Origin of the sequence: Pseudomonas sp. PSE1(2024), assembly GCF_050990555.1 — a bacterium.
Classification (GTDB): domain Bacteria; phylum Pseudomonadota; class Gammaproteobacteria; order Pseudomonadales; family Pseudomonadaceae; genus Aquipseudomonas; species Aquipseudomonas aphyarum.
In genome coordinates, this window is sequence record NZ_CP158967.1 from 2429903 (window position 1) to 2454415 (window position 24513).

General features: G+C 58.5%; 19 protein-coding genes. 2 read left to right on the forward strand and 17 right to left on the reverse strand.

The window, feature by feature from the left end; translation table 11 throughout:
- Nucleotides 1-52 precede the first annotated feature (52 nt).
- From ABTV87_RS11045 to ABTV87_RS11085, 9 genes are all read right to left on the reverse strand, one after another.
- Nucleotides 53-448: a hypothetical protein gene (locus ABTV87_RS11045; protein ID WP_433899484.1), complete on the reverse strand. Its 396-nt coding sequence runs from the start codon at nt 446-448 to the stop codon at nt 53-55.
- A 77-nt stretch (nt 449-525) separates the two neighbouring features.
- Nucleotides 526-1062, reverse strand: coding sequence for a CPCC family cysteine-rich protein (locus tag ABTV87_RS11050; protein WP_433899485.1), 537 nt, complete (start codon nt 1060-1062; stop codon nt 526-528).
- Between the two features lies 1 nt (nt 1063).
- Nucleotides 1064-5710: an RHS repeat-associated core domain-containing protein gene (locus ABTV87_RS11055; RefSeq protein WP_433899486.1), complete on the reverse strand. Its 4647-nt coding sequence runs from the start codon at nt 5708-5710 to the stop codon at nt 1064-1066.
- Complete coding sequence (locus ABTV87_RS11060; protein ID WP_433899487.1) at nt 5710-6447, reverse strand: DUF4123 domain-containing protein; 738 nt, start codon at nt 6445-6447, stop codon at nt 5710-5712. Before ABTV87_RS11060 ends, ABTV87_RS11055 begins: the two co-directional genes overlap by 1 nt.
- A complete protein-coding gene (gene tssI / locus ABTV87_RS11065) occupies nt 6437-8479 on the reverse strand; it encodes a type VI secretion system tip protein TssI/VgrG (protein WP_433899488.1) in 2043 nt (680 codons plus the stop codon). The genes ABTV87_RS11060 and tssI overlap by 11 nt, the downstream gene beginning before the upstream one ends.
- A 130-nt stretch (nt 8480-8609) precedes the next feature.
- Nucleotides 8610-9125 (reverse strand): Hcp family type VI secretion system effector, encoded by a 516-nt coding sequence (locus ABTV87_RS11070; protein ID WP_003226246.1) that lies wholly within the window; start codon nt 9123-9125, stop codon nt 8610-8612.
- A 314-nt stretch (nt 9126-9439) separates the two neighbouring features.
- Nucleotides 9440-10825 (reverse strand): 2-oxoadipate dioxygenase/decarboxylase HglS, encoded by a 1386-nt coding sequence (hglS, locus tag ABTV87_RS11075; protein WP_433899489.1) that lies wholly within the window; start codon nt 10823-10825, stop codon nt 9440-9442.
- A gap of 111 nt (nt 10826-10936) precedes the next feature.
- Entirely contained in the window at nt 10937-11875 is a 939-nt protein-coding gene (locus ABTV87_RS11080; protein WP_007956226.1) for an alpha/beta fold hydrolase, read from the reverse strand.
- A gap of 16 nt (nt 11876-11891) precedes the next feature.
- Complete coding sequence (locus ABTV87_RS11085; protein ID WP_433899490.1) at nt 11892-13346, reverse strand: flavin-containing monooxygenase; 1455 nt, start codon at nt 13344-13346, stop codon at nt 11892-11894.
- A 190-nt stretch (nt 13347-13536) separates the two neighbouring features.
- Here ABTV87_RS11085 and ABTV87_RS11090 point away from each other — a divergent pair, with 190 nt between their 5' ends.
- Entirely contained in the window at nt 13537-14610 is a 1074-nt protein-coding gene (locus ABTV87_RS11090) for a diguanylate cyclase (protein WP_433899491.1), read from the forward strand.
- Between the two features lie 84 nt (nt 14611-14694).
- Nucleotides 14695-15930 (forward strand): M20/M25/M40 family metallo-hydrolase, encoded by a 1236-nt coding sequence (locus tag ABTV87_RS11095; protein ID WP_127797590.1) that lies wholly within the window; start codon nt 14695-14697, stop codon nt 15928-15930.
- A gap of 88 nt (nt 15931-16018) precedes the next feature.
- Here ABTV87_RS11095 and ABTV87_RS11100 read toward each other — a convergent pair whose 3' ends face one another.
- The 8 genes from ABTV87_RS11100 to ABTV87_RS11135 all read right to left on the reverse strand — a co-directional run bounded on the left by ABTV87_RS11100 (nt 16019) and on the right by ABTV87_RS11135 (nt 24276).
- Complete coding sequence (locus tag ABTV87_RS11100; protein ID WP_007956238.1) at nt 16019-16888, reverse strand: isocitrate lyase/PEP mutase family protein; 870 nt, start codon at nt 16886-16888, stop codon at nt 16019-16021.
- A 160-nt stretch (nt 16889-17048) separates the two neighbouring features.
- Nucleotides 17049-18083, reverse strand: a complete 1035-nt coding sequence (astA, locus tag ABTV87_RS11105) for an arginine N-succinyltransferase (protein WP_007956239.1) — start codon at nt 18081-18083, stop codon at nt 17049-17051.
- A gap of 55 nt (nt 18084-18138) precedes the next feature.
- Nucleotides 18139-19155: an arginine N-succinyltransferase gene (locus ABTV87_RS11110; protein ID WP_433899492.1), complete on the reverse strand. Its 1017-nt coding sequence runs from the start codon at nt 19153-19155 to the stop codon at nt 18139-18141.
- Nucleotides 19156-19273: 118 nt separating this feature from the next.
- Nucleotides 19274-20623, reverse strand: coding sequence for an APC family permease (locus ABTV87_RS11115; protein WP_011333496.1), 1350 nt, complete (start codon nt 20621-20623; stop codon nt 19274-19276).
- An 87-nt stretch (nt 20624-20710) separates the two neighbouring features.
- On the reverse strand, nt 20711-21463 hold the full coding sequence (locus tag ABTV87_RS11120) for an N-formylglutamate amidohydrolase (protein ID WP_433899493.1): 753 nt from the start codon (nt 21461-21463) through the stop codon (nt 20711-20713).
- Nucleotides 21447-22778, reverse strand: a complete 1332-nt coding sequence (locus tag ABTV87_RS11125; protein ID WP_433899494.1) for a glutamine synthetase — start codon at nt 22776-22778, stop codon at nt 21447-21449. Before ABTV87_RS11125 ends, ABTV87_RS11120 begins: the two co-directional genes overlap by 17 nt.
- Nucleotides 22775-23419 carry an isochorismatase family cysteine hydrolase gene (locus tag ABTV87_RS11130; RefSeq protein WP_085607605.1) on the reverse strand — a complete coding sequence of 215 codons (645 nt, stop codon included), beginning with the start codon at nt 23417-23419 and terminating at the stop codon, nt 22775-22777. Before ABTV87_RS11130 ends, ABTV87_RS11125 begins: the two co-directional genes overlap by 4 nt.
- 2 nt (nt 23420-23421) lie before the next feature.
- Entirely contained in the window at nt 23422-24276 is an 855-nt protein-coding gene (locus ABTV87_RS11135; protein WP_007956246.1) for a MurR/RpiR family transcriptional regulator, read from the reverse strand.
- Nucleotides 24277-24513 lie beyond the last annotated feature (237 nt).

The following is a 24513-nucleotide window of genomic DNA, read 5'->3' on the forward strand; positions in this document are numbered from 1 at the left end:
ATTAAAAATAAATCTGTCCCCTTTGTCTCCTTTGTCTTCATTTTTGTTGAGTTCAGTCTAGTGGGTATTCGCAGGTCCATGGGGGCGTAAATAGCTCAGGGTTTATGTTGTTTTCATAAAGAAAAGAGTTTATTTCTTCCTCTGTTTCCATGGTTTTGCACTTTGTGATTGTTGTGTCGTTGGCGCCAATGCTGTCTCTTGTTTCGAGAAAGTGGATTGGGAGAGTGAATTCTATAATGACGTATTTAGATTTTTTTGCATCTTCTAGAAACTTGTAGTAACTCTCTCCAGGGTATCTATTTTCAAAGTTTAAATGATAAACAGCGTAGATTGCGATCCACTTTCTAAGTGACTCATCCTGCGAAGGTAGTTCCTGCGCAATCTCTGTATATGATTTTGCCTCCAAACCCCACCAAACTTTTCTAGGGATAGTCTTCTGGGTGCTCATTTTTGTCCTTCAAATTCGGGAAAAGGGGACAGCTCTATTTTTTCAACGAGAAATAGGTGTGGCCCCTTTGGTTGTTATCAGTCTTCCCCTCTCGCCCACTTGTCTAAAGGCAAGTTTTCGGCTTTTTTTACGAATCTTTCTTTTGCTTCTCGAAGAGTCATATGATTGGGACTGCTATAAGAGTCAAGGGAGTTGGTGCCGTTATCTTCCCAGTGACATAAATCGCAAATGTCATAGTTTGCAAGTGATGGGAGTGTGTGATAGCCGCAGCAGGGGCAAACTTCTAAAGGCTCAATATCTCCATATACTTCGTAGTCGCCAAGCTTTAGCAAAGCTAGCTTTTTTGAAAGGTATATATTTGTGACGCCTTTAAATTTTGATATTAGCGCAACTTGGATAAGTTCGTCGTATTTGCTGTCGCTGATATCATTTGGCAAGTCGTCATTGGTTTTGATTGAGTGCTGCAACTGCTCTGATAAAGTGAGAAATTCTGGGCTAGTATCGTCAATTCCCCACCAGTCGAGTAGGAGTGACTCACGCTCGTCATGACTGAGGGAAATTAAAATTTCTTTAGAGATCTGATTTACTGCTTGCTGCCTATTGATTTTTTTCATGCTATAAACCCTTTGCTAAGTCGATAGCGGATTGAAAGGCGTCGGCGCTTCTTCCGTCATCTCTATAGAATGTTCTAATTTCTCGAGACTTTAAGTGTCCAACAAATATTCTTCCAGTAGCTGGGTCATGCTTGATTATAAAATTCCCAACATTGGTTTCATTGAAGTTTCCGGATTCCTTGGAAAATTCTTTAGCCTGTTTCAAATACTCCGTTTGGGAAATGTCTCCAAATTCTTTTTGATCAATTACATGTTTTTGATAATGAGGCTGTAGTTTTCCAGATGAAAAACCTTTCCAGTTGACTGATGCAGCCCTTGGTGGAGATGCATCTCCCTGATTTGCTTTGGCCTTCTCCTCAGGTACTTCAGCTCCTTGTCCCGGGATGCATTTATCTCCACCGGGGCATGTATTCAAACCCAGCGGATCCACCCAGCCCGTAGGGTTAGGCACGTACTGGTAGTTATTCAACCCACCGGCAAGCTTGATCGGATCTGGCGTCAGAAACCGCCCAGTCCTCGGATTGTAGTAGCGGTGTCGGTTGTAATGTAACCCCGTTTCCGCGTCGAAGTACTGTCCTTGGAATCGCAACGGGTTGTCGATTTCGCTGACGTCTAGTGCTGCGAGGTTGCCGTAGGCGCGGTATTTGGCCGACCACATAATCTCGCCACTGTAGTCTGTGAGTTCCTGCGGCGTACCAAGATGGTCGAGTTGGTAATAGAACGGGTTCGCCTTGCGCGGGCCTTCACCATCGAGCATGGCAAGCGGGCGGAAGGTTCCGGGTTCATAGATGTAACTGCGATAGCGGTTGTCGGCACTTTCAACGATCAGACGCTCGTCTTGCCAGAGAAATTCAGTGGTATGGCCATCGACGGTTTTCTCGATGCGGCGACTGAAAGCGTCGTATTTGTATGACGCAGTACTGCCGCCCGGTTGGCTAACGCCAATCAAACGATGCTGGCAGTCGTAGCGGTATTCGGTGACAAGTTTCTGTCCGGTGCCACGGCGTTCGCGGATCAGGTTGCCATAGGCGTCGTAGTCGTAGTGGCGGTCGCCCTGCATCATCAGGCGATTGCCTTTGACGTTGGCGAGGTTGGCTGTGCCTTCGTTGTTCTGGCCCAGCAGGTTACCTGCCGGGTCGTGGGCGAAGGTTTCCGGTGTCGCGCCACGTACGCTGGTCAAGCGGTCCAGCGGGTCGTAGTGGAAGCTGCGGTTGCCCTTGCGGCTGTCGTCGATGCCGACGAGGTTGCCGTTGGCGTCGTAGTTGTAGCGACGCTGGAACAGTTTTTTTTCACGCTGGCTGACGCTGTGCGCTTGCAGGCGACCTTGTTCGTCGTACTGGTATTGGCTAAGCAGCAGTCCTTGCTGGCGCTGCTGTTCGCGACCGGCGCTGAACTGGTGGCTGGTCAGGCGTGAGCCGTTGAGGTCGATGCTGCTCAGACGTCCACCGGACAAATGGCGGTAGTCGAGTGTGCTGCCGTCGGGGAGGCGGCAGTGACTCAGTTGTCCGACGCTGTCGTATTCGTAACGTGTGGTGCCCCAACCCTGGTGTTCGGTGATCAGGCGATCCTGCACGTCGTATTCGTAGGCCAGCGGCCAGTGACCGTCGTCGACATTCACCAAACGGCCCAGGGCATCGTAGCTGTAGTGAATCTCTTCGCCATCGGCGAGGGTTTTCACCAGCAGTCGTCCGGCAGCGTCACGCTGATACTCGGTGACCAGTTCGCTGCCGTCGTCGCCGAATTCGGTCTTCTTCAGCAACTGGCCGTTGAGGTCGTATTCGTACGCGGTGCGGCGGCCGTCGAAACCGGTTTCCTGCTGGATCAGGCCATTTGCAAAATAGTCGAGGTGGTAATGCTCGCCACGTTCGTTTTCGATTTCGGTCAGAAGCAGGCGCGAGTTGTCGTAGCGGTAGCGCAGTTGGCTGCCGTCCGGATTGATGCGGCGACTGACGAGGTGCAGGTTATCGGCGTATTCGTAGCGTGTGATGCGGCCGAGTTCGTCTCGTTCAGCTGTAATACGGCCATATGCGTTGTAGCTGAACGCTCGGTTGTTACCGCCAGGCAGAGTGACCTGGGTTAAACGATGAACCGCATCCCATTGATATTGAGTAATTGCGCCAGTTTCATCCTGTCTAGTAATTTGCCGTCCAAGCGCGTCATAACGGTATTTTCGTTTGCCGCCTTCAGGAAGGTGTTCTTCAAGTAATTCACCCAGATTATTCCAGATCAATTGATGGCGACTGCCATCTGCATGCCGGATCTCTAAAAGGCGGCCCTGAGTGTCATAGGAGTAATTGGTGATATAGCCTTCTGGATCTATTTGCTGAGTAATATCACCCTGTTTATTCCGTGTGTATTTCCAGATTGAATCGCCACGACGAATCTCGGAGACAAAACCGGAGGTGTAGTCGTAGAGCGTAGGTAGTTCCTCTGGTGGTATAAGTGCTTCCAATCGGCCTGCATCGTTGTACTGGTATTCGGTTATCGCGCCCAGAGGATCTTTTTCGGCAACAAGGCGACCTTTTTCGTCATAAACGTTTAGATGTTCTGCACCATCTGGCTCAACCTTGCTTACAAGTCTTGCTTGATCGTCATGAGTGTAGATCTCCTCACTGCCATCAGCGTTAGTAACAGTGACGCTTCCTTTATCGTCCCAAGTGTAGCGAGCATCCATTTGGATAAAGTTCGCCCAGTGGTGGATACAGCGCGAGGATTTTCCCTCGTTCTCCCATTCCCAAAAAAAGCTCGCACCACCAGCTAGTTGTCTTTCTAGAATCACATGTTGGATATTGTAGGCGTAGCGTTCGCTTTCACCAGCAGCATTCTTTGCGTCTATGAGGTGACTATGTTCGTCATACCCATAGGTGACAAGCGTGTGTATGGTTTTCCAAGCGTCTTCCAAGTTTTCTGCTGGAAGAAACTGTTGGTAGTCGACGCCAACAATGTGCTTTCGGTCGTAACGCAATAGCAGTGCTCGTCCTGCACCATTATCAACGCGTTTGATACGGCCATGAATATCGCGACTAATGTGAAGCCGGTTACGGTATCGGTCAGTAATTGCAACAAGTGTTGCACCTTTACTATCGTGCCTAAAGTGGTAAAACAGGGGGCGATCACCAGCTTGGGTCAGAATGAGTTCAGATGGATCATCACCGATAAAAATGGCAGCTTTAGCCAAAGTGTTAGTAATAGCAGGCCGTTTTTCGCTAGGAAGCGGAAAGCTGGTAATACGGTTCTCATGATCTGTCCAGATAATCCCGTCATGATTGACCTCTACTCGCTGCGCCAGAGCATGGCTCCATCCGTAGCCAAGCCCGCAGTCTACTTCCGCTGCACTAGTGCGATATAGACGGGTCCATTCGAATGGAAAAACTCCATTTAACTGTCCATCAGTTAGAGTCAACAATTCCTCCCCAGTAACCATCGAAACTGGGCAGCCGTTCACACAGGTTTCTTTCGTACAAGCAACGGTTTTGTCGTCGTGATTAGTTGATTGCCTTGATTTGTCGTCAACGTGCTCTGAACTACCGACTTTTGCATGATCTTGTCGGTCCCAGCCAAGCTTTACCTTGCCTTTTTCGAAAGTACCAGCAACAGCCCGTGTAGCGAGCTTTTTGTAGTTTTCGATGGCTTCCATGAATTTTTTAACGATGCTGAATATGGATTTTACGAATCCTGAAACAGCTTCGATAACTTTGGCGCCATAGTTGACAAGGCGAATACCGAGGTAAGCAATTCCTGACCCTTCGGCGGCGAAGGTGAGAACTATCGCCAGGAGTATGTCAATTAATACTGTTACTACGGCGCTGGATATTTTTTCAGCTGTTTTTCCGGAGATTATGCTTGGGGGGAGTTGCAGTAGCCAGATCCCCGACGCCTTAAGTATAAGAAAAAGTGCGGCTTGATCACTTGCAAGTAGCATCAGCTTTTCCATCGCTGCTGGTGTCTCTTTTGCAAGCTTCAGGAGATCATTCGCACTTTCTCCTAATTCCTCACCGAATTTTTTTGGGTTTTTCAGAATCTCAAAGATTCGCTTGATACCGTCGAACGCCGCTTTAACGGCTTCCCAACTTCCAATTAGTGTTCCCTTCTGCTGGGCAAAGTAAGAAGAAGTAAGCGTTTCCTTTGGCCAAAGTGGCCGGTATTTAACCCATTCTGAATCGAGCCAGCTTTTTAGGTGTGTTGTGAAACCATCGTATGAGCTGAACAACTCATTCAATTGATTAGTCGTGACAGAGCTTTGTACTCGAACGTAATATTTTTTTCCCGGTATACCCTTGTAAACACCTTTGCCATCAGCATCGAGAGTAATGGATACAGCAGTACCACCCTCTTTAGGAGTGACCTCGACCGTTATATTGCCTACGGGAATGTCGTTTACGGAAACAAACTTACTTTCGATCAGCAGTCTGCCATCCTTTGGGCACTGTGCGACTGAAGACTCGAATTCATTGTCTTTCACACTGACCGCAGTGCTCGCGCTTCCGAGCTTTATGGATCTGCTCAGTCCAAAAAAAGCTGGTCTATCGAAGAATTGGGGCCCTTTATCCAACCACTCCGCATATTTGCTTTCTGTCAGCTCTCGGTAATCCTTCAAGCTTTCCGGGAAAGAGGAAAGTTGTGCATCAACAAAGGCAACGCGATCCATCAGCCTTGCTCCAGAATCAGGTGGTTTAACAGTGCTTCTTTAAGGTTGTCCGGAGCATCCGGGCGACGTACGAAACGGGTGATTTTCAGTTTCAGGTTGTTCTCGGGCCATGCGCTGTAGAGGTCCGGGCGTGCTTCTTCGAGCCACTGCATCAAGTTGCCGACCAGCGTCGTGTGATCCTCTTTCGCCAACTGATCCAGCAACTTCTTCGGCACCTCCCACCACGGCCAATCCTTCGCCTTCGGCACCACCCGCGGCCCGACTTCCAGCCTCCGCCCATTGATCAGATACCGCTCAAACACCGGCAACACTTCCCCAGCCGTCTCACCCAGCCCTTCAAGAATCGGATAGATATGCCGCCCATCCCAGAACCGGAAAAACACTTCGGTCCCGTCCGGCATTTTCACTTGGGTCAAGCTGCGCAGGTGTTCGAAAACTTCGTTGGGCTCCGAGCGGGAGACCGCCAGCCAGCCCCAGTCGAGGGCGTCGGTTTCGGTGATCCAGGGCAGGAAGGCCGAGTTGGTCTTGAGTTCGGCGACGTATGGCATCACCGGTTGCCAGGTGGAGTAGGGCGTTCCGCCCCAGACGGGAATGGCCTGCACGGACGGTTCGCTCTGATACAAGGCCTTGAGCGCTTCGGCATCACTGGCGGCGCTGATGACCAGATACAGACGTTCGTCTTTCTGCAGCGGCTGTTGCGCCAGCCAGTCTTTGGGTGTCAGTCGATTAGATGGCACAGGCACCTGCCTTGCATTTTTCACACTCTTCACAAAACGGCGCATTACGCTTGAGGGTATTGATCTGCGCCGGCGTCAGTACGGCGCCCGCCTTGTCGGCATCCGCCTGCTTCAACGGCCCCGGCATCAACGGCGCCGCACCCGTGCCGCTCCCCGGTCCACCACCGGAGTTGATGTTGATCGCCGGCCCGCTCATGGTCACGCCGCCGCCATCGATCTTGATGAAGCTGCCACCGCCGACCAGCGTCAGTTCAGCCCCAGCCTCCAGCACCACCTTCATGCCACTGCTCAGGTGAATTTCCTGGCCAGCGTCGATGAATTGTCCGGTGCCGATCTTGATGTGCTGGTTCACGCCCACGGTCAGGTGGTCGTTGGCCCTCGTTTCGACTTTGCGGTCTGCGTAGACGGTGTGGTGTTCTTCGGCCTTGAATTCCGTGTAGCTGTTCTTTTCCACGACGTCGTGGCGTTCGTTGCCGACGCGGATTTTCTGGTCGTGTTCGATGTTCTCGTCCCAGTCGCGCTGGGCGTGGAGGAAGATCTGTTCCTGGCCTTTCTTGTCTTCGATGCGCAGTTCGTTGAAGCCGCCGCCACCCATCGAGCTCAGGGTCTTGAAGGTGGTGCGCGTCTTGTTCGCCGGCAGGGCGTACGGGACGGTGTTTTCCTTGTGGTACAGGCAGCCGCTGATCAGCGGCTGGTCGGGGTCGCCTTCGAGGAAGGTGACCAGCACTTCCATGCCGATGCGCGGGATGGCGATGCCGCCGTACTGGGCGCCGGCCCAGGCGCTGGAGACGCGCAGCCAGCAACTGGTCTTGTCGTCGGCGAGGCCGTCGCGGTCCCAGTGGAACTGGACTTTCACGCGGCCGTATTCGTCGCAGTGGATTTCTTCACCTTTCGGGCCGGTGACCACGGCGCTCTGGCTGCCGAGGATGCGCGGCTTTGGATGATTGAGGGGCGGGCGGTTCGGCACGTCCCACGGGGTGGCCTGGAAGCGGTTGCGGTAGCCCTGATGGAAATCGTCTTTCAGCGCGGTGGTGTCGCTGGTGACCGACTCTTCCAGCACTTGCGGCTGCTTGCCTTCGTGATGGACTTCGGTGAGCAGCCACAGGTCATTCCACTTGGCCTTCGGGTGTTCTTTCAGCGCGAGGAAATGGCCGCTGACCAGCAACGGCTGGTCGCTCTTGCCTTCGGCGAGCTGGAAGTCGCTGCGATGACGTTCGAGGGCGCGTTTGGCCAGGTGTTTGCCGCGTTCGCGGTCGACGAAACGGCCCGGGTAATCGTAGTCCTCGAGGTCGGGCAGGGCGTCGCCACGGTTTTCGCTTTCGAGGGTGATCCGCGGTTTTTCGAAGTCGTAATCGCGGCGGGTGGTGCGGCTGGTGCGGGTTTCCAGGCGAAGGTCGAAGCGCTTGATCACCGGGTCGCTGGCGACCATGCCGGAGTCCTGCTGATAGGCCACCGGCGCCAGTTTCTTAAACACCGTCTGGTCATCGCCGAACACCAGTTTGTGCGCCGTCGCGGTGTGCTGGAAGTGGTAGTGAATGCCTTCTTCTTCGCACAGGCGCTGGATGAAATGCAGGTCCGATTCGTCGTACTGCACGCAGTAGATGCGATCGGGGTAGATCGAACCGGTCTGAAACTCATAGGCATTGCCCTGGATACCGTGTTCTTCGAGCACCTTGCCGATGATTTTCGGCACGCTGAGGTTCTGGAAGATCCGCTGGTTGATCCGGTGGGCGAGGTACGCGAGTTGCGGGCGCAGGGTCACGGAGTAGCGCGTCAGGCGCTTGCCGGAATCGCCTTGCGCGGCGCGGTAGATCAGGCCGTGGATGCCGCTGCCGTCGGGCGACAGTTGCAGGAAGGCCGGTTTGTGCAGCAGGGTTTCGAGGTCCAGCGACGGCTGCTCACTGACCAGCTCCACCTCGAATACGAAAGGCTGGCTGACGGCTTCCCGACCGGTGAGGGTAAACACCTGGAAATCGGCGGAAAGACCTTCGATGGTCAGGGCAAAGTGGGTTTCATTGGCCGGCGCGAACATCCCTTGTTCCTCGTGCTGCATGCGGCGTGTGTCGACGACCGCCAGGCGGTTCAACGCACGCGAAATTCTGGAGGGGCGTAAACAACATCGACCAGCAGAGCTGGCCGATGCTTGAAACGATCAGCCGTAATTAAACGACTGGAGCACGCCAGTCATCGGAACCCGAAGTACCGGATACTTCGTGGGTCCAGGTGATTTTGCGGTAGGTGAACTGCACTTCTTCCAGGTGGGTGAAGTGCGAGTTGCCTGGATCCTGGCAGTTGTGCATTTTGTTGTTGATGGCGACGATGATCGCGTCTTCCAGTTTGGTGGTGTAGTAGTGCTCTTGGGTACCTTGAGCCGAAGTGCGGTACCACTGGATAACGATTTCGCTCATGCGCTCGCCGGAGGTCAGAGCAGCTTGCAGCAGTGGCGAAGCCTTGTCGTAGACCTTGGTGATGATCACTGGCTTGTGAACGCGCTGACCGGTTGGCTGACCGGATTGCGGGTCACGCGGGATGATCACGTCGTGGCTGAACGCCTGAACCATGACCTGGTCTTCGTGACCTTCCTGGTAGGTGTTGCCAACGGAGTCGGCGGTGAAGGCGCCGGCAGTGATCAGGCCTTGTTTTTCGCCGGTAACCGACATGTACGCTGGTGTTGCCATGGGAGGTGCTCCTTGCGGATAAAGTTAGGGTGCCCGGGAGGCGAAATCGCCCGGTGGGTGCCTGACTGTTATCAAGGAGCGTGCCAGCTTTTGGCGCATCCCCGGGAGCTGGGGACTTCGCCGCTCTGCTTCGCGGCTTTGAGCGTTTTTTGAACAGCGAAATGGCTGGAAGTGCGCAAGAAGTTGCGCAGTACTGCGCAACTTCTTGCGCACTTGGCTGGAGGCCTTGAAAAACATGGCCTCCAGCGGAATCGGTGAGCGTTTTCAGGGAGCAAGTGCGCAACTTCTTGCGCAGTATGGCCAATCGCCGCTTTTCACACGGAGCGGGTGATTGTAGCGAGGCATTCCTCGATCGAGCGTTGCTGGGTTTCGGCATACAGGCCCAACTCATCAATGGTCGAACGCCCCAAAGCCAGCTCGAACGCCTGGCGGTTGGAATGCTCGCCATAGTGCATCTGCGCTGCGTCTCCCAGGTTCGACTGAAAAATCCCCGCTGCACTGACCGGCAGGAAATCTTCGTACACCAGCGGTTCGGCTTTCACATAGCCGTCGCGCAACAACGCTTGCAGCGAAAAATCAGCGGGACGACCCGCCGTCAGCCCTTTGTCTGTCAGGAAATAACGGAAGTACGCCAGTTCCTGCTCGCGCATGCCCTCGAGGCTGTCAGGGAATTCGCTGAAATGCTGGGTCATCAGCGCGTTGTAGCGTGAGGCATTGGCTTCGTTGGGGAAATCGCCGAGTTCATCGCGCGCCGCGTTCAGCAGGCGGTCGTAAAGCGCGCGGCCCTTGGGTGTCAGCGCCGCGCCACGCTGTTCGATTTCGCCGAAACGGGCGCTGTGGCTGCCGCGGGTTTGCGTCTGGTCGGTGAAGGCGATTGGCTCATCCAGCGCCTTGAAACTGGTCTGACGCAACAGGATCGGATGCTGCCGACGCGGTGGACCTTCGATCACCGCTTTGGGCGTTATGCCGTGCAGCGGCATCTGTGCCTGGACGATGTCGATGTCCAGCGTGCGCGGGGTCAGGTGGTTGATGTGCGGGCCCTTGAAGGCCACGACATCGGCAATCAGGCGATGCTGGGCGCTGAGGGTCTGATACTGCGCGGCGGTGACGGTGGCGCTGTGATGCCAGCGAAAAGTCTCCAGCGCTTGCAGGACAAATTCCCCGGCCTCGGATTCATTGAGGCCGCCAGCGGACTCGGCCTGTTCGATCAGCCTTAGCGCCGAAGGTGTAAAGATCGAACGCTTATCCAGCACCGATTCAGCAAAGGCTCGCAGCTCGGGGTCTTCAATCAACTCCAGTCGCAGCAACGAAGTGAACACCCTGAACGGGCTGACCTGCAGCGCCTCTTCATGCACCGCGCGAAATGCCGTGGAATGCACCGGCACCCCGGCAGGTGTCAGGTCGTAATAGCCTACCGGTTGCATGCCCATCACCGCGAACAGGCGGGCGAGGGTGGCCAGTTCAGCGGCGGTGCCGACGCGGATTGCGCCGTGGCGCTCCATGTCCAGCCGTTCGATTTCGCCGGTGCTGTGCAGTTGGCTGGCGATCTGCGGCTCGCGTGCCAGCACGTCGCGGTTGGTCTGTTCCACCAGGTCCATCAAGGCGCCGTACAGCGGCACTTCTTCGCGGTACATGTCGGACATCGCTTTGGAGAAGCGTTGGCGGATCAGGTCGGGGCTGACGAAAAGCTGCACGGTCATGAAAAAAATTCCTGGCACGGTCACGTAAAGGATGTCGGAAAAGATCGCAGCCTTCGCCGACGCGGGCAAACGAAGAATCCTACGAACTTCATTCTGCCAACGACTGACCGTTTACCTGTCCTGACGCGAATTCTCCCCCAGAAACTCCCGATACAGACGTGCTGTGTTCGACGGCTGTTCGACCATCGGCATATGGCCGACGCCATCCCAGACATCGACCCGCAAATTGCTGATGCCTTTGCTCCAGACCGGCACGCTGCTGACGTCGATCAACCGGTCCTTGCGGCCCCAGAGCAACAGCGCCGGGCACTTGATGTCCGGCAGTTTCGGCTCCATCGGCGGGCTGGCGCGAAAATCCCGGAAGATCTCTTCCAGTTCGTCGCGGCATTGTTCGTAGCGCTGGGCGATCGCGTCGAGCACCAGACCGGGCACCCACGGTGGCGAGGCCATGGTCATCGCATAGAAACGTCGGAATTCTTCCCGGGAATTGATCAGAAACGGATTGTGCCCACGGGCCAGATGCCGCTCCATGTCGCTGGCCTCGGGCGCAGTGACGCCGGCCGGGTCGATCAGCGCCACCGAAGCGATGCGATCCGGGTAGGTCGCCGCCAGCCACGCGGCGATATAGCCGCCCATGGAGTTGCCGATCACGTGGACTTTCTCGACGCCGCAGACGTCGAGCAACTGAATCATGCGCTTGGCCTGCACCGGAATGTCGTAGCCACCGCCGGCCTTGAAGCCGGTTTCGCCGTGGCCGGCCAGATCCGGGATGATCACCCGGTACTGCCCGACAAAATGCCGGGCAAAGCGTAGCCACAAGTTCTTTTCGGCACTGTAGCCGTGCAGCATCAAAATGCTGCTTGACGCTTCATAAGGCCCGCCTTGCCAGGTCGACACGGTCATTTCGGCAATCGGAACTTCAATCTTGTGCAACCGGTACAGCCTGGCCTCCAGGGCCGCGCTCAGATCGTAGAGCCAATGGCCGACCGCCGGGTAACTCAACCAGCTCCAGGCCACGAAAACCGCGAGGGCGACAAACAGCAAAAGCATCGTGGGTCTTCCTTGTTCAAGACAGAATGTGGTCGGCCGGTTTCAGCGCCCGGGTCAACCGGTGGTAGCTGAAACTGAAGCCGGGGAACATCGCGATCACATGACCGCTCCTGCTTTGATACCAACTGTGGCAGCCGCCGGTTTTCCAGACCGTGCGTTCCATTTCCCGGTGAATCATCTGAGTGTAGGTACGTTCTGCTTCGGGGCGAACTTCGATGCTGCGCAGACCTTTGGCGTGCAAGGTGCGGATGCAGTCGAGGATGTAGTTCATCTGCGATTCGATGATGAACAGCGCCGAGGTGTGGCCGATGCCGGTGTTCGGCCCGGTGACGATAAACAGGTTGGGAAAGTCCGGCAGGCTGGTGCCGAGGTAGGCGCGCGGGTACTGCGCCCAGACATCGCGCAGTTGCACGGCGTTTTTTCCGCTGACCGGGTAGGAAATCACGCCGTCGGTGGCGTCGTAACCGGTCGACCATACGATCAGATCGACGTCGATGTGCTGACCGTCCGTGGTGACGATGCCGGTTTCGTCGAGGCTGACGATGCCCTGTTCGCGGCTGTGCAACGTGACGTTGGGCCGGGTCAGCGCCGGGTAATAGGTGCTGGAGAGCAGCACCCGTTTGCAGCCGATGGTGAAGTCCGGTGTCAGTTTTTTCCGCAACTCAGGGTCAGTCACCTGGCGTTTGAGAAACTTCAGGGCCTGGCGCTGCACCATGTGAATCGCCGGTTTCGAGTATTTGAAGGCGATGACCCGGGTTTCGAACTGCCAGTAGATCATCCAGCGCAGCAGTTTGTAGGCGGGTTTCAGACCCAGCAGCCAGCGCTGGAAACGCCCGAACGTACGGTCGGCCCGGGGCAGCACCCAGTGCGCGGTGCGCTGAAACACGTGCAATTGGGAAACCTTCGGTGCAATCGCCGGAATCACCTGAGCCGCACTGGCACCGCTGCCGACAATCGCCACCCGTTTACCGTGATAGTCGTAGCTGTGGTCCCAATTGTTTGTATGAAAGGTCTTGCCCTGAAAGCGATCCTGGCCGGGGAAGTGTGGGATAACCGGTTGGCTCAGTGGCCCGGTGGCATTGATCAGGAACTGCGCATAAAAAATACCTTTGGTGCCGGTGTGTACGGCCCAGCGTTTTTCGGTGTCGTCCCATTCGACGCGTTCGACGTTGGCCTGCAGTTCTACCCGGTCGCGCAGGCCGAAACGCTCGAGCACATGGTCGGTGTAGCGGTGCAGTTCAGCCTGTTCGGCGAACATCTGGGTCCAGCGGTAAGGCGCAAACGACAGCGAATACAGCGGCGACGGTACATCCACCGCTGCACCGGGGTAGGTGTTCTGGCACCAGGTGCCGCCGAAAAAGTCCCGGCGTTCCAGCAAGCGAAAGTCGTCGATACCGGCCTTGAGCAGATTGACCGCCGCGCACTGGCCGCCAAAACCGCTGCCGATGATCAACACTTGGTAGGTTTGCATGGGCCTCCTTCTTAGAGTCTTTTTTCCATTTTCCTACTTTCATGTATAGCCAAACATTTGCCTGCCGTATGGCGGTAATGACGGGGTATTCGGCCCGCTGGCCGGTGATGGCTATTTAACGTCGCCCTGATAGACTCTCAGCACATCCGGTCTGCGGCCTGCGCAGTGCCGTCGAGTGGTCGAGGCCCCTATGGGAAGAACGGGAGGAAAGGGACTTTCACTGGCCAGGAGGCTTTATACATCGCGAACCCTCGGCTTGGTCCTGGGGCTTTTGTGCGTGAGCGTCGCGATGTACCCGCTCGATCCGCCGGCCTGGGTCTGGGCGCTGATGCTGTTCAACGGACTGGTCTGGCCGCACCTCGCGTATCAATGGGCCCGCCGGGCCAGGGTTCCGTACCACGCCGAACACCGCAACCTGTTGATCGACGCTTTCCTCGGTGGCTTCTGGGTCGCCGCCATGCACTTCAATCCCTTGCCCAGTGCCACGACCATTTCGATGATGGCGATGAACAACGTCGCCATCGGCGGCCTGCGTTTTCTACTGGCCGGGGCGGCGGCGCAGTTGCTCGGCGTCGGCGTTGGGCTGGTGGTGTTTGCCCCCGCGTTTGTCCCGATGACCACACCGGCGCAACTCTATGCCTGTCTGCCGTTGTTGATGCTGTATCCGCTGGCGCTGGGCTGGATCTGCTTTCGCCAGGCCTACACCCTCGGCCTGCATAAACGCGAATTGCTGGCCCTGAGCCGCACCGACAGCCTCACCGGTCTGCTCAATCACGGCGCCTGGAAGGATCAACTGGAAGTCGAATTCGAACGCTGCAAACGCCAGCAGACAGGCGCGGCGATTGCGCTGATCGACATCGACCACTTCAAGGCAATCAACGACACCTACGGCCACGTGGCCGGCGATATCGTCCTGCGCCAGCTGAGCAAGATGCTCAAGCAGAACCTGCGTATGGCCGATGTGGCGGGGCGCTACGGCGGCGACGAGTTTTGCGTGATCCTGCCGGACTTGCCGCTGTTCAACGCGGCGCAGGCGATGGAAGCGTTGCGTGAGCGTTTTTCCTTTCTGGTGTACGAACAGAACCCGGCGCTGAAAGTCAGCCTGAGCATTGGTCTGGCGGCGCTCGATCCGGCTCACGGCGACGCGACACGCTGGCTGGATGACGCCGATCAGGCGCTGTACGAAGCCAAGGCCGGCGGGCGTAACCGGGTGATCTGCTGCAGCGACGACAAGCCACGGCGCGAGGTATTCGATTCGGTTTGAACGGATTGGGTGTCGCATCCGGGATAGAGCCTTGGCGCGATGTCAGGTACGGTTCAGTACCCGACACGAAACAAGGATTGATTCATGACGTTCAAATTCCCTCGTTCCCTGCTGGCCGCCGGTCTCGGCCTGACCCTGTCTTTCGCCACCGCTGGCGCGTTCGCCGAACCGCACAAACAGGTGCTGGCCGACGCAGAACAGTACAAACCCGAAGCCCTGAAACTGCTCGAACGCCTGGTCAATATCGACTCCGGTTCCGGCTATGAACCGGGGCTCAAGCAAGTCAGCGACATCGCGATCGATGAGCTGAAAAAGCTCGGCGCCACCATCGAGCTGGTGCCCAACACCCCGGAAAAAACCAACCACGTGCTCGCTACGCTCAAGGGCACCGGCAAGGCGAAAATCCTGCTGATGGCGCACATGGACACGGTGTTCAAGGAAGGCTCCGCGGCCGAGCGACCGTTCCACATCAAGGACGGCCGCGCCTACGGGCCGGGCGTGATGGACGACAAGGGCGGGATCGTCGCCGGCATCTACGCGCTGAAAATCCTCAAGAACCTCGATTTCAAGGACTACGCGCAAATCACCTTCCTGCTCGATGCCAGCGAGGAAACCGGCTCGGACGTCGCCACCGACCTGATCAAGAAAACCGCCAAACTTCACGACGTGACCCTCAACCTCGAGCCGGGCCGTCCGGCCGATGGTCTGGTGGTGTGGCGCAAGGGCAGCGCAACCGCGCTGGTCGAGGTCAAGGGCAAGGCGGCCCACGCCGGCGTCGCACCGGAACTGGGGCGCAACGCGGCGATGGAGGCGGCGCACCAGATCCTGCAACTGGGCAAGCTCGGCGACGAGGCCAAGAAAACCACCATCAACTTCACCGTGCTCAAGGCCGGCGACCGCACCAACGTGATCCCGGATCAGGCCACGGCCAAGGCTGACGTGCGGGCGGCAGTGCCGGAAGAGTTCGACCGGATCGAGAAGGATCTGGCGCGGGTGTCGCAGGACAAGTTGATCCCCGATACCGAAGTGAAGACTTCGCTGCAGCGCGGCTTGCCGCCGATGCCGCAGACGGCGGAGTCGGATCGGTTGATGGCGATGGCCCAGGGGATTTACGGTGAGATTGGCCGCAAGTTGACCGAAGAAGGCAGCGGTGGGGCGGCGGATGCGAGTTTGTCGGCCGGGGTTGGGACGCCGACGCTGGATGGGTTCGGGATTGTTGGCGGCAACATTCATACGCCGGAGGAATACGCGGAGGTGGAGAGCGTGGCGCCGCGGATTTATCTGTTGTCGCGGATGATTATGGAGTTGGCGAAACGGTAACGGCAGGCAGCGGTTTCGCGGCGGGCGCCATGCGAGTGGACTCGTGATGGCGTCGGGCCGCTCTGCCTCTTTGTAGCGTGTTGCGAGGTTACTCTTTGACGCTCATGTATTCCTTGGCCCAGAGGATGTATTCCTCAGGCTGGGTGTAAGTGTGGGTCAGTTCGGTGGCGCTCAGGTCCGAGGCCTGGGTGAAGATCTGGCGTTGTTCGCGCAGGCTGTCGTAAGTCGCCTTGATCGCCGCGAAATAAGCACCGTGGCCGTCGATGGTCACGCGCACACCCAGTTCGGCCAGGCGTTTGTCGTCGCGCAGTGCCGGGTTGCCGTAGGTGACCAGCATCAGCGGTACGGTCAGGTGTTCGGCGATTTGCTCGAGCTGGTCGAAGTCCTGGATACCCACCATGCAGATACCGTCAGCGCCAGCAGCTTGATACTGCTTGGTGCGGCTGATGATTTCCTGGTTCGGCAGGATGCCGGCGTTAGTCCGGGCGATGATTGCCATCTCCGAATCGACCCGTGCTTCCAGTGCCGCGCGGATCTTGCCGACGCCTTCGGCGACGGTGATCAGGTCGGTGGATTTACGGCCGAATTGTGCCGGCAGCAGGGTGTCTTCGATGGTCAGCGCGGCGACGCCGGCGCGTTCCAGTTCGACGATGGTGCGCATTACGTTGAGGGCGTTGCCGTAGCCGTGGTCGGCGTCGGCGATCACCGGCAATTGGGCGACGCGGCCGATGCGGGTGGCCTGTTCAGCGAATTCGCTGAGGGTGATCAGGGCAAAGTCCGGAGCGCCCAGCACCTGCAACGAGGCGACCGAGCCGCCGAGAATCCCTACTTCAAAACCCAGGTCAGCGGCGATGCGGGCAGACATCGGATCGAACACCGAGGCGGTGTGATAGCAGGTGTCGGAAGCCAGCAGCTGACGGAAGTTACGGCGCAAATCTTGATGAGAAAGCCTGGTCATACGAGTTCCACCAATACAAAGGAATGGAAAGGCTTGAGCAAAGGTGTCAACGCCGAAGGTGAAAAGGCTATCACGCCAATGGGTCAAGGATCATGACGAATTAACGAGGAAGTTAACCAGGAAAATCCTGTTCAGGCTTTCTTGCTGCAGGCAGAGGCGCTCAGGCCGCCACCGCCTGCTGCTGTTGATTGGGCAGCGGCACCGCCCGCACCGAGTTGCCCGGCTGCAATTGCAGGCGTTTGGCGGTGAGGCGGTCGATCACCAGACTGCTGCCGACCCGACGGCCCGGCGCGACGGTGATGCGGCAGTTTTCCAGGCGCCGATTGTGGATCAACCACAGCGGCGCCTGATCGTCCGGCGTGCCGATGCTCAGGGTCAGTTCCAGGCTGTCGCGCACGGTGCGGATGCTGCGGATCGGTGCTTCGATCACCGGGCCACCGTCGAAGATGTCGATATAGCCTTTGTGGGCGAAACCCTCGGACTGAAGGATTTTCAGTGCCGGCTCGGTGTTGGGGTGGGCCTGACCGATCACGGCCTGGGCCTGTTCGGTGAGCAGGCAGGTGTACAGCGGCTGACGTGGCATCAGTTCGGCGATAAACGCTTTATTGCCCAGCCCGGACAGGTGGTCGGCGTGGCTGAAGTCCATCTGGAAGAAGTGCCGGCCCAGACTGTCCCAGAACGGCGAACAGCCTTGCTCGTCGGCACTGCCGCGCAGTTCGGCGATCATCTTCTCGCCGAACAGGTGCGGGAATTCGGCGACAAACAGCAAGCGCCCCAGCGACAGCAAGCGTCCATTGCTGCCGTGGCGCTGGTCATGGCGCAGGAACAGCGAGCACAGTTCCGATTGGCCGGTCAGTTCGTTGTTGAGGAACAGCGTCGGAATCTGCCGCTGAATGCCCAGGTCCGGCGCCGAGCTGACGGTCAGACCAACTCTATAGTTGTACCAAGGCTCACGCAGGCCGACGGCCCCGGCCAGGGCGCTGACCCCGACCACTCGCTGCTCGTCGTCTTCAAGCACGAACAGGTAATCGGCATCGGCCCGCTCGACCTGTTCGGCGAAGGCGCGTTGAGCCCAGCGTACCCGGTGGGCCAGGCGATCTTCGTTGGCGGGCAGGGTGGTGAACCCCGGCCCGGCCTGTTGCACCAGCGTCATCAACGCTGGCAGGTCGCTGACTTGAACCGGACGGACAATCATGCTGCAACTCCTTTTGCGCGCCTGCTCGGGCACTGTCGTTGGGTAGGGGCGCGGTTCACAGGGCGATCAACCGGATCGTGCCGCCAGCGCGGACGTTCAGCGCCGCGCACAGGGCCGGGTCAAGCCCCAGGGGCTGACCGGGCTGGAAATCCAGCTCGGTGACCACCGCCCGAAAGCCATGCAGAGCATCGTTGCTCACCAGATAGCGACCGCGAGCATCGATCAGGGGTTCCTCCTGAACCGTGACTGTCTGGCTCTGCGCGATCGAACGGATGTTGGCGGTGCGTGCATACAAGGTCGGGCCGGCATCGAACAGATCGATGTAGCTGTTGGTTTCAAAACCCTCGCGCTCGAGGATGTCGAAGGCTTCCTGGCCGTCCGGATGGATGCGGCCGATGCAGTCCTGCGCGGCTTGCGGCAGCATCGGCACGTAGATCGGGTATTGCGGCATCAGTTCGGCGAGAAACGTACGGCTCTGCAAACCGCACAGGCGTTCGGCCTCGACGTAGGGCAGGTCGAAGAAATGCTTGCCCAGCGCATCCCAGAACGGTGAATGGCCTTGTTCGTCGCTGTAACCGACGATTTCGGTGATCACCGCTTCGGCAAAACGCGGCGCGTGGGCGGCGATGAACAGCAGCCGTGCCCGCGACAGCAATTCGGAAAACGGCGTGCGTACCAGCGTTGCGTCGATGTGAAAACCGCGCAGCAGCGTATGCCCGCTGAGGTCGTGGCACAGCGACAGCGCCGGCACGCCGTGTTCGATGTTCAGCTCCCGCGAGGCACTGGTGAAGTGGCGGTTGCGCAGGCTGTAGAACGGCTCGTTGAAACCCGCGGTGGCGAGGATTTCCGAGCAGCCGACCAGTCGATGGCTGTCGATGTCTTCCAGCACGAAGAAGTAGTTCTCCGGGCCCTGAGCCGCCGCATCGCTGTCGAACGAGGCGCAGGACGCGGCGATTTTTTCGCCCAGGTGCGCGCTGTCGTCCGGCAGGGATGTGACGCCCACCAGGCTGTCGCGCGCCAATTGTTGCAATTGAGGCAGGTCGTTTGGCTCGACTGGGCGTAAGACCAGCATGGATGCACTCCTGTATCAAAAGGTTCGGCCCATTCGCCGAACCTGACTATCACTGTCGGTTTCCACGCGTTAAAGCGGCGGTCGCCTGATTTGTTGTCAGACGCCGCTCTTTTTCTTGTCAGCCATTGCTCGGGTCAGGCAGCGCGGTACTGGCGCCGAGCTTGTTCAGGAAGAACAGGTACACCAGACCCAGTGCGATCCAGATCAGGCCGAGTTTCTGTGCATCGACGCCCATGTTGTACATGATGGCCGCGACGATGATGAAGCCGATCACCGGGCAGATCAGGTGACGGATCACCTGGCCGGATTTCTGCCGGCGCCAGTAGTAATTGATCACGGTCAGGTGCAGCAGCATGAAGCCGCTCAGGGCGCCGAAGTTGACCAGCGAAGTCAGGGTGTCCACCGAATTGATGAACAAGTAGCAGATCACCAGCGACAGAACGGCCACCAGATAAATGCTCAGGTACGGCGTGTTGTGTTTCGGGTGCACCTTGGCCAGCACTTTCGGCAGCTTGCCGTCGCGGGCCATGCCGAACAGCAGGCGCGAGACCGCCGCTTGTGAAGTGATCGCCACCGCCACACCCCAGGCCAGGGCCGTGGCCACGCCGGTCAGGGTCGCCAGCCAGCTGCCGGCAGCGATTTCGGCGATTTCATAGAACGCGGTGTCGGCGGACTTGAAGCCCATGCCGGCTGCCAGATCGGTAGCGATCCAGGTTTGCGCGACGAAAATCACACCCATCACTACCAGAGTGATCAGTGCCGCTTTGCCGACGCTGCGGCCCGGATCGCCCTTGATCTCTTCGGCGAGGGTGGAGATCGCATCGAAGCCGAGGAACGACAGCACCGCAATCGACACCGCTTGCATCAGCAGGGCGAAGTTGAAGGTTTCCGGGTGATACAGCGGCGCGAGGGTCAACTGGCCGTTGCCGCCACCGTTGTGCAGGGCATTCCAGGCGTAGAACAGGAAAATCCCCAGCACGACCAACTGCGCCAGCAGGAACACAATGTTCATGCGAGCGGTAAAGGTGATGCCACGCAGGTTGACGAACGTGGCGCTGACCAGAAACGCCAGAATGAAGCCGACTTTCGGGATGTCCGGATACAAATGGTTGAGCGCCATCGCCGCATACACGTAAAGCAGCGGCGGAATCAGCAGATAGTCGAGCAGCATCAGCCAGCCGGCGATGAAGCCGACGTGTTGATTCAGGCCCCGTTGCGCGTAGGAATAAACCGATCCGGCAATCGGAAAGGCCCGGGCCATGCTGCCGTAACTCAGCGCGGTGAAGACCATCGCCACCATGCCGATGATGTAAGCCAGAGGCACCATCCCCGGTGCCTCGGCGTTGACGTAGCCATACACGCCGAACGGGGCGATGGGGATCATGAAGATCATCCCGTACACCACCAGGTCGGTCAGTGTCAGGCTACGTTTCAACTCCTGTTTGTAGCCGAACTCTTCTATTTCCATGAAGCGCAACTCCTTGTCAGCCAATCGGTCGTTTTAGTTGTTATATCGGTCCGTCGTTTACAGCGTCAGTAGTGGTTACAACAATCCTTACAGCAATGGAGCCAGATAATCCGCCCAGCGGGTCACCGCTTCCGGGCTGCGCAGCAGGTCGTTGCGCACTTCGATCAACACAGACTCCAGGCCCCGTGCATCGCCGTGCACCGGTACGGTCATGTCGCCCAGCGGGTCGATCCTGTACGGCTGGTTGCCGGCGACTTTCAGCGGGTGTCGTTCCAGACCGTCGAGCATCCGCTGGGCGTAGGCCTTGGCCTGACCGAACAGCACGCCGACTTCCAGCTCACGCGGCTGGCCGTAGTACACCGGGGTGAAACTGTGAATCCCTACCACCCGTACCGGCCGACCTTCGGCCAGACGGGCATCGATCAGTTGTTGCAGCCGCGTGTGAAACGGCTTGAACAGGCACTGGCGCCGGTATTCGCGGGTGGCTTCGTCGAGCTCGCGGTTACACGGCACCTGATAGATCTCGCTCTGCGCCGGGATGCTGTCGGGCGCATGCCGGGGGCGGTTGAGGTCGATCAGCAGGCGCGAGTAGTTGGCGCTCAGCAGCGTCGCACCCAGTTGCTCCGACAGTTGCTCGGCCAGCGCCAGGGCACCGATGTCCCAGGCAATGTGTTCGCGCGCCGCCGTGTCATCCAGGCCCAGATTGTTCAGGGCCTCGGGAATGTAGCGGCTGGCGTGTTCGCACACCAGAATCAGCGGGTGCGTCGAATCTTCACGGCTCAGGTTGTAGACCGGTCGGGTGTACAACCCAAGCTCGGCGGATTCAGTACAGGCGTGCATAGTGCTCACAAAGATCAGCGGGCGAGAGCTGTTCCGTCAGCGCCAGTTCCTCGGTTTTAAGGGCGAAAAAGGTTTCGAGCAACGCGCTTGGCAGCGCTTCGACCAGCGCTTCACTGCGACGCAGGCAATCCAGTGCCTGGGCCAGGGAGGCGGGCAGGGCAACGATGCCCCGGGCCTTGCGTTGTTCGTCGTTGAGTGAATCGGGGATTTCATCGGTGATCGCGTTCAGCGCCAGACGCTGCTCGATCCCCAGGCGTCCGGCGATCAGCAGCGCGGCCATTGCCAGATGCGGCGAGGCGGTGGCGTCCATGGCGCGGAATTCCAGGTTGTATTGCTTCGCCACAGGCTTGTTGCCCAGGCTCACGGTCGGGCAGATGCGCAGCGCCGCTTCGCGGTTCTGCTGGCCCAGACAGGCGTAGGACGCGCTCCAGTGATGCGGCTGCAAGCGTTCATACGACACCGGCGTCGGTGCAGTGAACGCGCACAGTGCCGGCAAGTAATGCAGCACGCCCGCCGCCCAGTGCTGGCCGAGGGTCGACAGACCATTACTGGTGCCGGCGTCGTAGAGCATCGGCTGGCCAGCCAGATCGAGCAGGCTGACATGCAGGTGCACGCCGTTGCACACCGCGTCGGCAGCGGTCTTCGGCGCAAAACTCAGATCCAGGCCCATCTGCCGGGCGATTTCTCGGGTAATCTCGCGCACGTTGACCGCACGATCCGCCGCCGCCACACCAAGGGTCGGGCGGCAGGTGATTTCGTATTGGTGCTTGCCGTATTCGGGCAGAAACATTTCCGGCTCGACGCCCCCGGCGCGCAAAGCGCTGAGCAGCCAGCCGCCGAATTCGGCGCCCTGGCGCTGGGCTTCGAGCGAGAACGCCAGATGTTCGGCAAACCCGGCGTGCAGATTGAATTCGTGTTCGAACGCGACGTTGACCTGCAAGCCGAGTTCATCACGATAGCGCTCGACCTCGTTGCGCAACAGCGTGCGCGGGCAGGCGGCCCATGGCCGGCCGTCGGTCTCGCGGATGTCGCCGTGGATGAAATCCAGCGCTGGCGCTGCAGCGTCCGGGCCGTTGCTGACGGTGACGCGGCTGGCCAGATCGGGAATCAGCCGCAGGTCGCCATAAGCGCCCCACGGGCTGGTCGACGCGATGATGTCCTGCGGCGTCAGCGCGCTGTTGGCCGGCACCCAACCACAACCGGCGGCCTGATAATGCTCCAGCTCATCGGTGGGAAACGAACGGCCACGGGTGACGCCGATCAGGTCGGTTGTGACGATGGTGGTCATCGGCAACGGCGACAGGCGTTCGCTCATGGCTGCATCTCCTGCAACCGGCCGAGCACGGTGTCGGTGTCGGTGATCCAGCAGTAGCCCTTGATCGCATTCAGACAGGCGTCGTGGCGTGCTTCGGTGTAGGTCGCGCAGGCGTCCGCCACCAGAGTGACGAGGTAGCCACGGTCAGCGGCGTCACGCACGGCCATGTCCACGCATTGGTCGGTGACGATGCCGGCGATGATCAGGTGACGGGTTTCGAGATTGCGCAGCACGTAGTCGATGTTGGTCGAGTTGAAGACGCCGGACGAAGTCTTCGGCAGCACGATTTCGTTTTCCACCGGGGTCAGTTCAGCAATGACCTGAGCCTGCGGGCTGCCCTTGGGCAGGTGCATGTCCGACAGTTTGTGATCCAGCGAGCGATCGCGGCCGTCGGCGGTCAGGCTTTCGATCAGGGTGTGCAGCACGTTCTGTCGTGCGTCGCGGAAGGCGTTGAGCAATCGGACCTGATTGGGCACCACTTGCGAGCGCGTGCGGTTGAGGAAGTACGCGGCGTCCGGGCCTTCGAGGTGCGGGTCGAACTGTGGTTCGAGCCAGGCGCGCTGCATGTCCACCAGCAACAGGGCGGTGTGGTCGGTGACAAACGGCAGGTCCCGTGGCGAGCGATGGGGAAGGCTGAACATCCTTATTTATCCTCCAGCAAATGGGTGTCGAAGTCGTTGCGCAGGGCATCGATGCCTTCCAGGCGATCGGCCAGGTCCGGGCAACGCAGGGTCAGGCAGGCAATCAATGCCTCGACCTGGGCCAGCGCCGGGACCATGGTGTCGAACGGCGAGGCCGACTCCACCGGAGCGCTGATGATCATGTCGGCCAGTTCGCGCAGCGGCGAGGCATAGATGTCGGTGAACAGCACGACGCGGGCGTTGTTGTTCTTCGCCGCGCTCGCCACGCGCAGGGCCTGGGTCTGGTAGCGGCGATAGTCGAACACCAGCACCACATCCTGACGTTGCAGGTCGAACAGGCGATCCGGCAGTTGCGCGTTGTCTTCCAGCGCAAAGCAGCCGGGGCGCAGCAGGCGCAAATGATTGAGCAGGTAAGTCGCCATCAGGCTGCTGAAGCGCCCGCCGAAGCAGTACACCTGATGGCGGGTGTCGAGCAGCCAGTCGGCCAGAATTCGCACATCTTCCGGTTGAGTCAGGGCCTGGGTTTCGGCCAGCAGGTTGTGGCTATGAGCCAGGTAGTGACTCCAGGCATCGTCCTTGTTCTGATGCGAGCGCGGCTGCAACAGCGTGCGCGGTGAGCGCAGGCGATGGTCCATGTCACTGAGCAGGGCGTCCTGGAATTCGGCGTAACCACCGAAGCCGAGCTTTTTCACCAGCCGCACGATGGTTGGATCGCTGACGCCGGCATGTTCGGCCAGGCGCGCCATCGGGCCAAGCCCGTTGCGTGGATACTGATCGAGCAAGGCGCGAACGACTTTGCGCTCCGACGGCGTCAGGTCAAGGCCGGGGTCGGTGATCAGGTCTCTTAAAGGGGGCATCCGGGCTCCTGCTGGATGGGGTGTTGAATTCGCTTCACAATCCGTTAAAACAGTATTTATGTAACTGACGCTACATGTCTAGCGAATTTTTCGGCGTTTAAACCAAGCCCCAAAATGGGGCGGGATGCCCGTAACGCAAGGGTTACACGGATGTCGATCGGTCTTGTAGTCCATTGCCCATAGTGGTGTCAGACATTGCCGCTTTCATGCGCTCGAGTCGCCCAATCGACTTGCCCG

Coding starts and splice junctions, on each gene's coding strand:
- ABTV87_RS11045 (WP_433899484.1), bottom strand. CDS start 448: ATGAGCACCCAGAAGACTATCCCTAGAAAAGTTTGGTGGGGTTTGGAG.
- ABTV87_RS11050 (WP_433899485.1), bottom strand. CDS start 1,062: ATGAAAAAAATCAATAGGCAGCAAGCAGTAAATCAGATCTCTAAAGAA.
- ABTV87_RS11055 (WP_433899486.1), bottom strand. CDS start 5,710: ATGGATCGCGTTGCCTTTGTTGATGCACAACTTTCCTCTTTCCCGGAA.
- tssI (WP_433899488.1), bottom strand. CDS start 8,479: ATGTTCGCGCCGGCCAATGAAACCCACTTTGCCCTGACCATCGAAGGT.
- ABTV87_RS11070 (WP_003226246.1), bottom strand. CDS start 9,125: ATGGCAACACCAGCGTACATGTCGGTTACCGGCGAAAAACAAGGCCTG.
- hglS (WP_433899489.1), bottom strand. CDS start 10,825: ATGACCGTGCAGCTTTTCGTCAGCCCCGACCTGATCCGCCAACGCTTC.
- ABTV87_RS11080 (WP_007956226.1), bottom strand. CDS start 11,875: ATGCTTTTGCTGTTTGTCGCCCTCGCGGTTTTCGTGGCCTGGAGCTGG.
- ABTV87_RS11085 (WP_433899490.1), bottom strand. CDS start 13,346: ATGCAAACCTACCAAGTGTTGATCATCGGCAGCGGTTTTGGCGGCCAG.
- ABTV87_RS11090 (WP_433899491.1), top strand. CDS start 13,537: ATGGGAAGAACGGGAGGAAAGGGACTTTCACTGGCCAGGAGGCTTTAT.
- ABTV87_RS11095 (WP_127797590.1), top strand. CDS start 14,695: ATGACGTTCAAATTCCCTCGTTCCCTGCTGGCCGCCGGTCTCGGCCTG.
- ABTV87_RS11100 (WP_007956238.1), bottom strand. CDS start 16,888: ATGACCAGGCTTTCTCATCAAGATTTGCGCCGTAACTTCCGTCAGCTG.
- astA (WP_007956239.1), bottom strand. CDS start 18,083: ATGATTGTCCGTCCGGTTCAAGTCAGCGACCTGCCAGCGTTGATGACG.
- ABTV87_RS11110 (WP_433899492.1), bottom strand. CDS start 19,155: ATGCTGGTCTTACGCCCAGTCGAGCCAAACGACCTGCCTCAATTGCAA.
- ABTV87_RS11115 (WP_011333496.1), bottom strand. CDS start 20,623: ATGGAAATAGAAGAGTTCGGCTACAAACAGGAGTTGAAACGTAGCCTG.
- ABTV87_RS11120 (WP_433899493.1), bottom strand. CDS start 21,463: ATGCACGCCTGTACTGAATCCGCCGAGCTTGGGTTGTACACCCGACCG.
- ABTV87_RS11125 (WP_433899494.1), bottom strand. CDS start 22,778: ATGAGCGAACGCCTGTCGCCGTTGCCGATGACCACCATCGTCACAACC.
- ABTV87_RS11130 (WP_085607605.1), bottom strand. CDS start 23,419: ATGTTCAGCCTTCCCCATCGCTCGCCACGGGACCTGCCGTTTGTCACC.
- ABTV87_RS11135 (WP_007956246.1), bottom strand. CDS start 24,276: ATGCCCCCTTTAAGAGACCTGATCACCGACCCCGGCCTTGACCTGACG.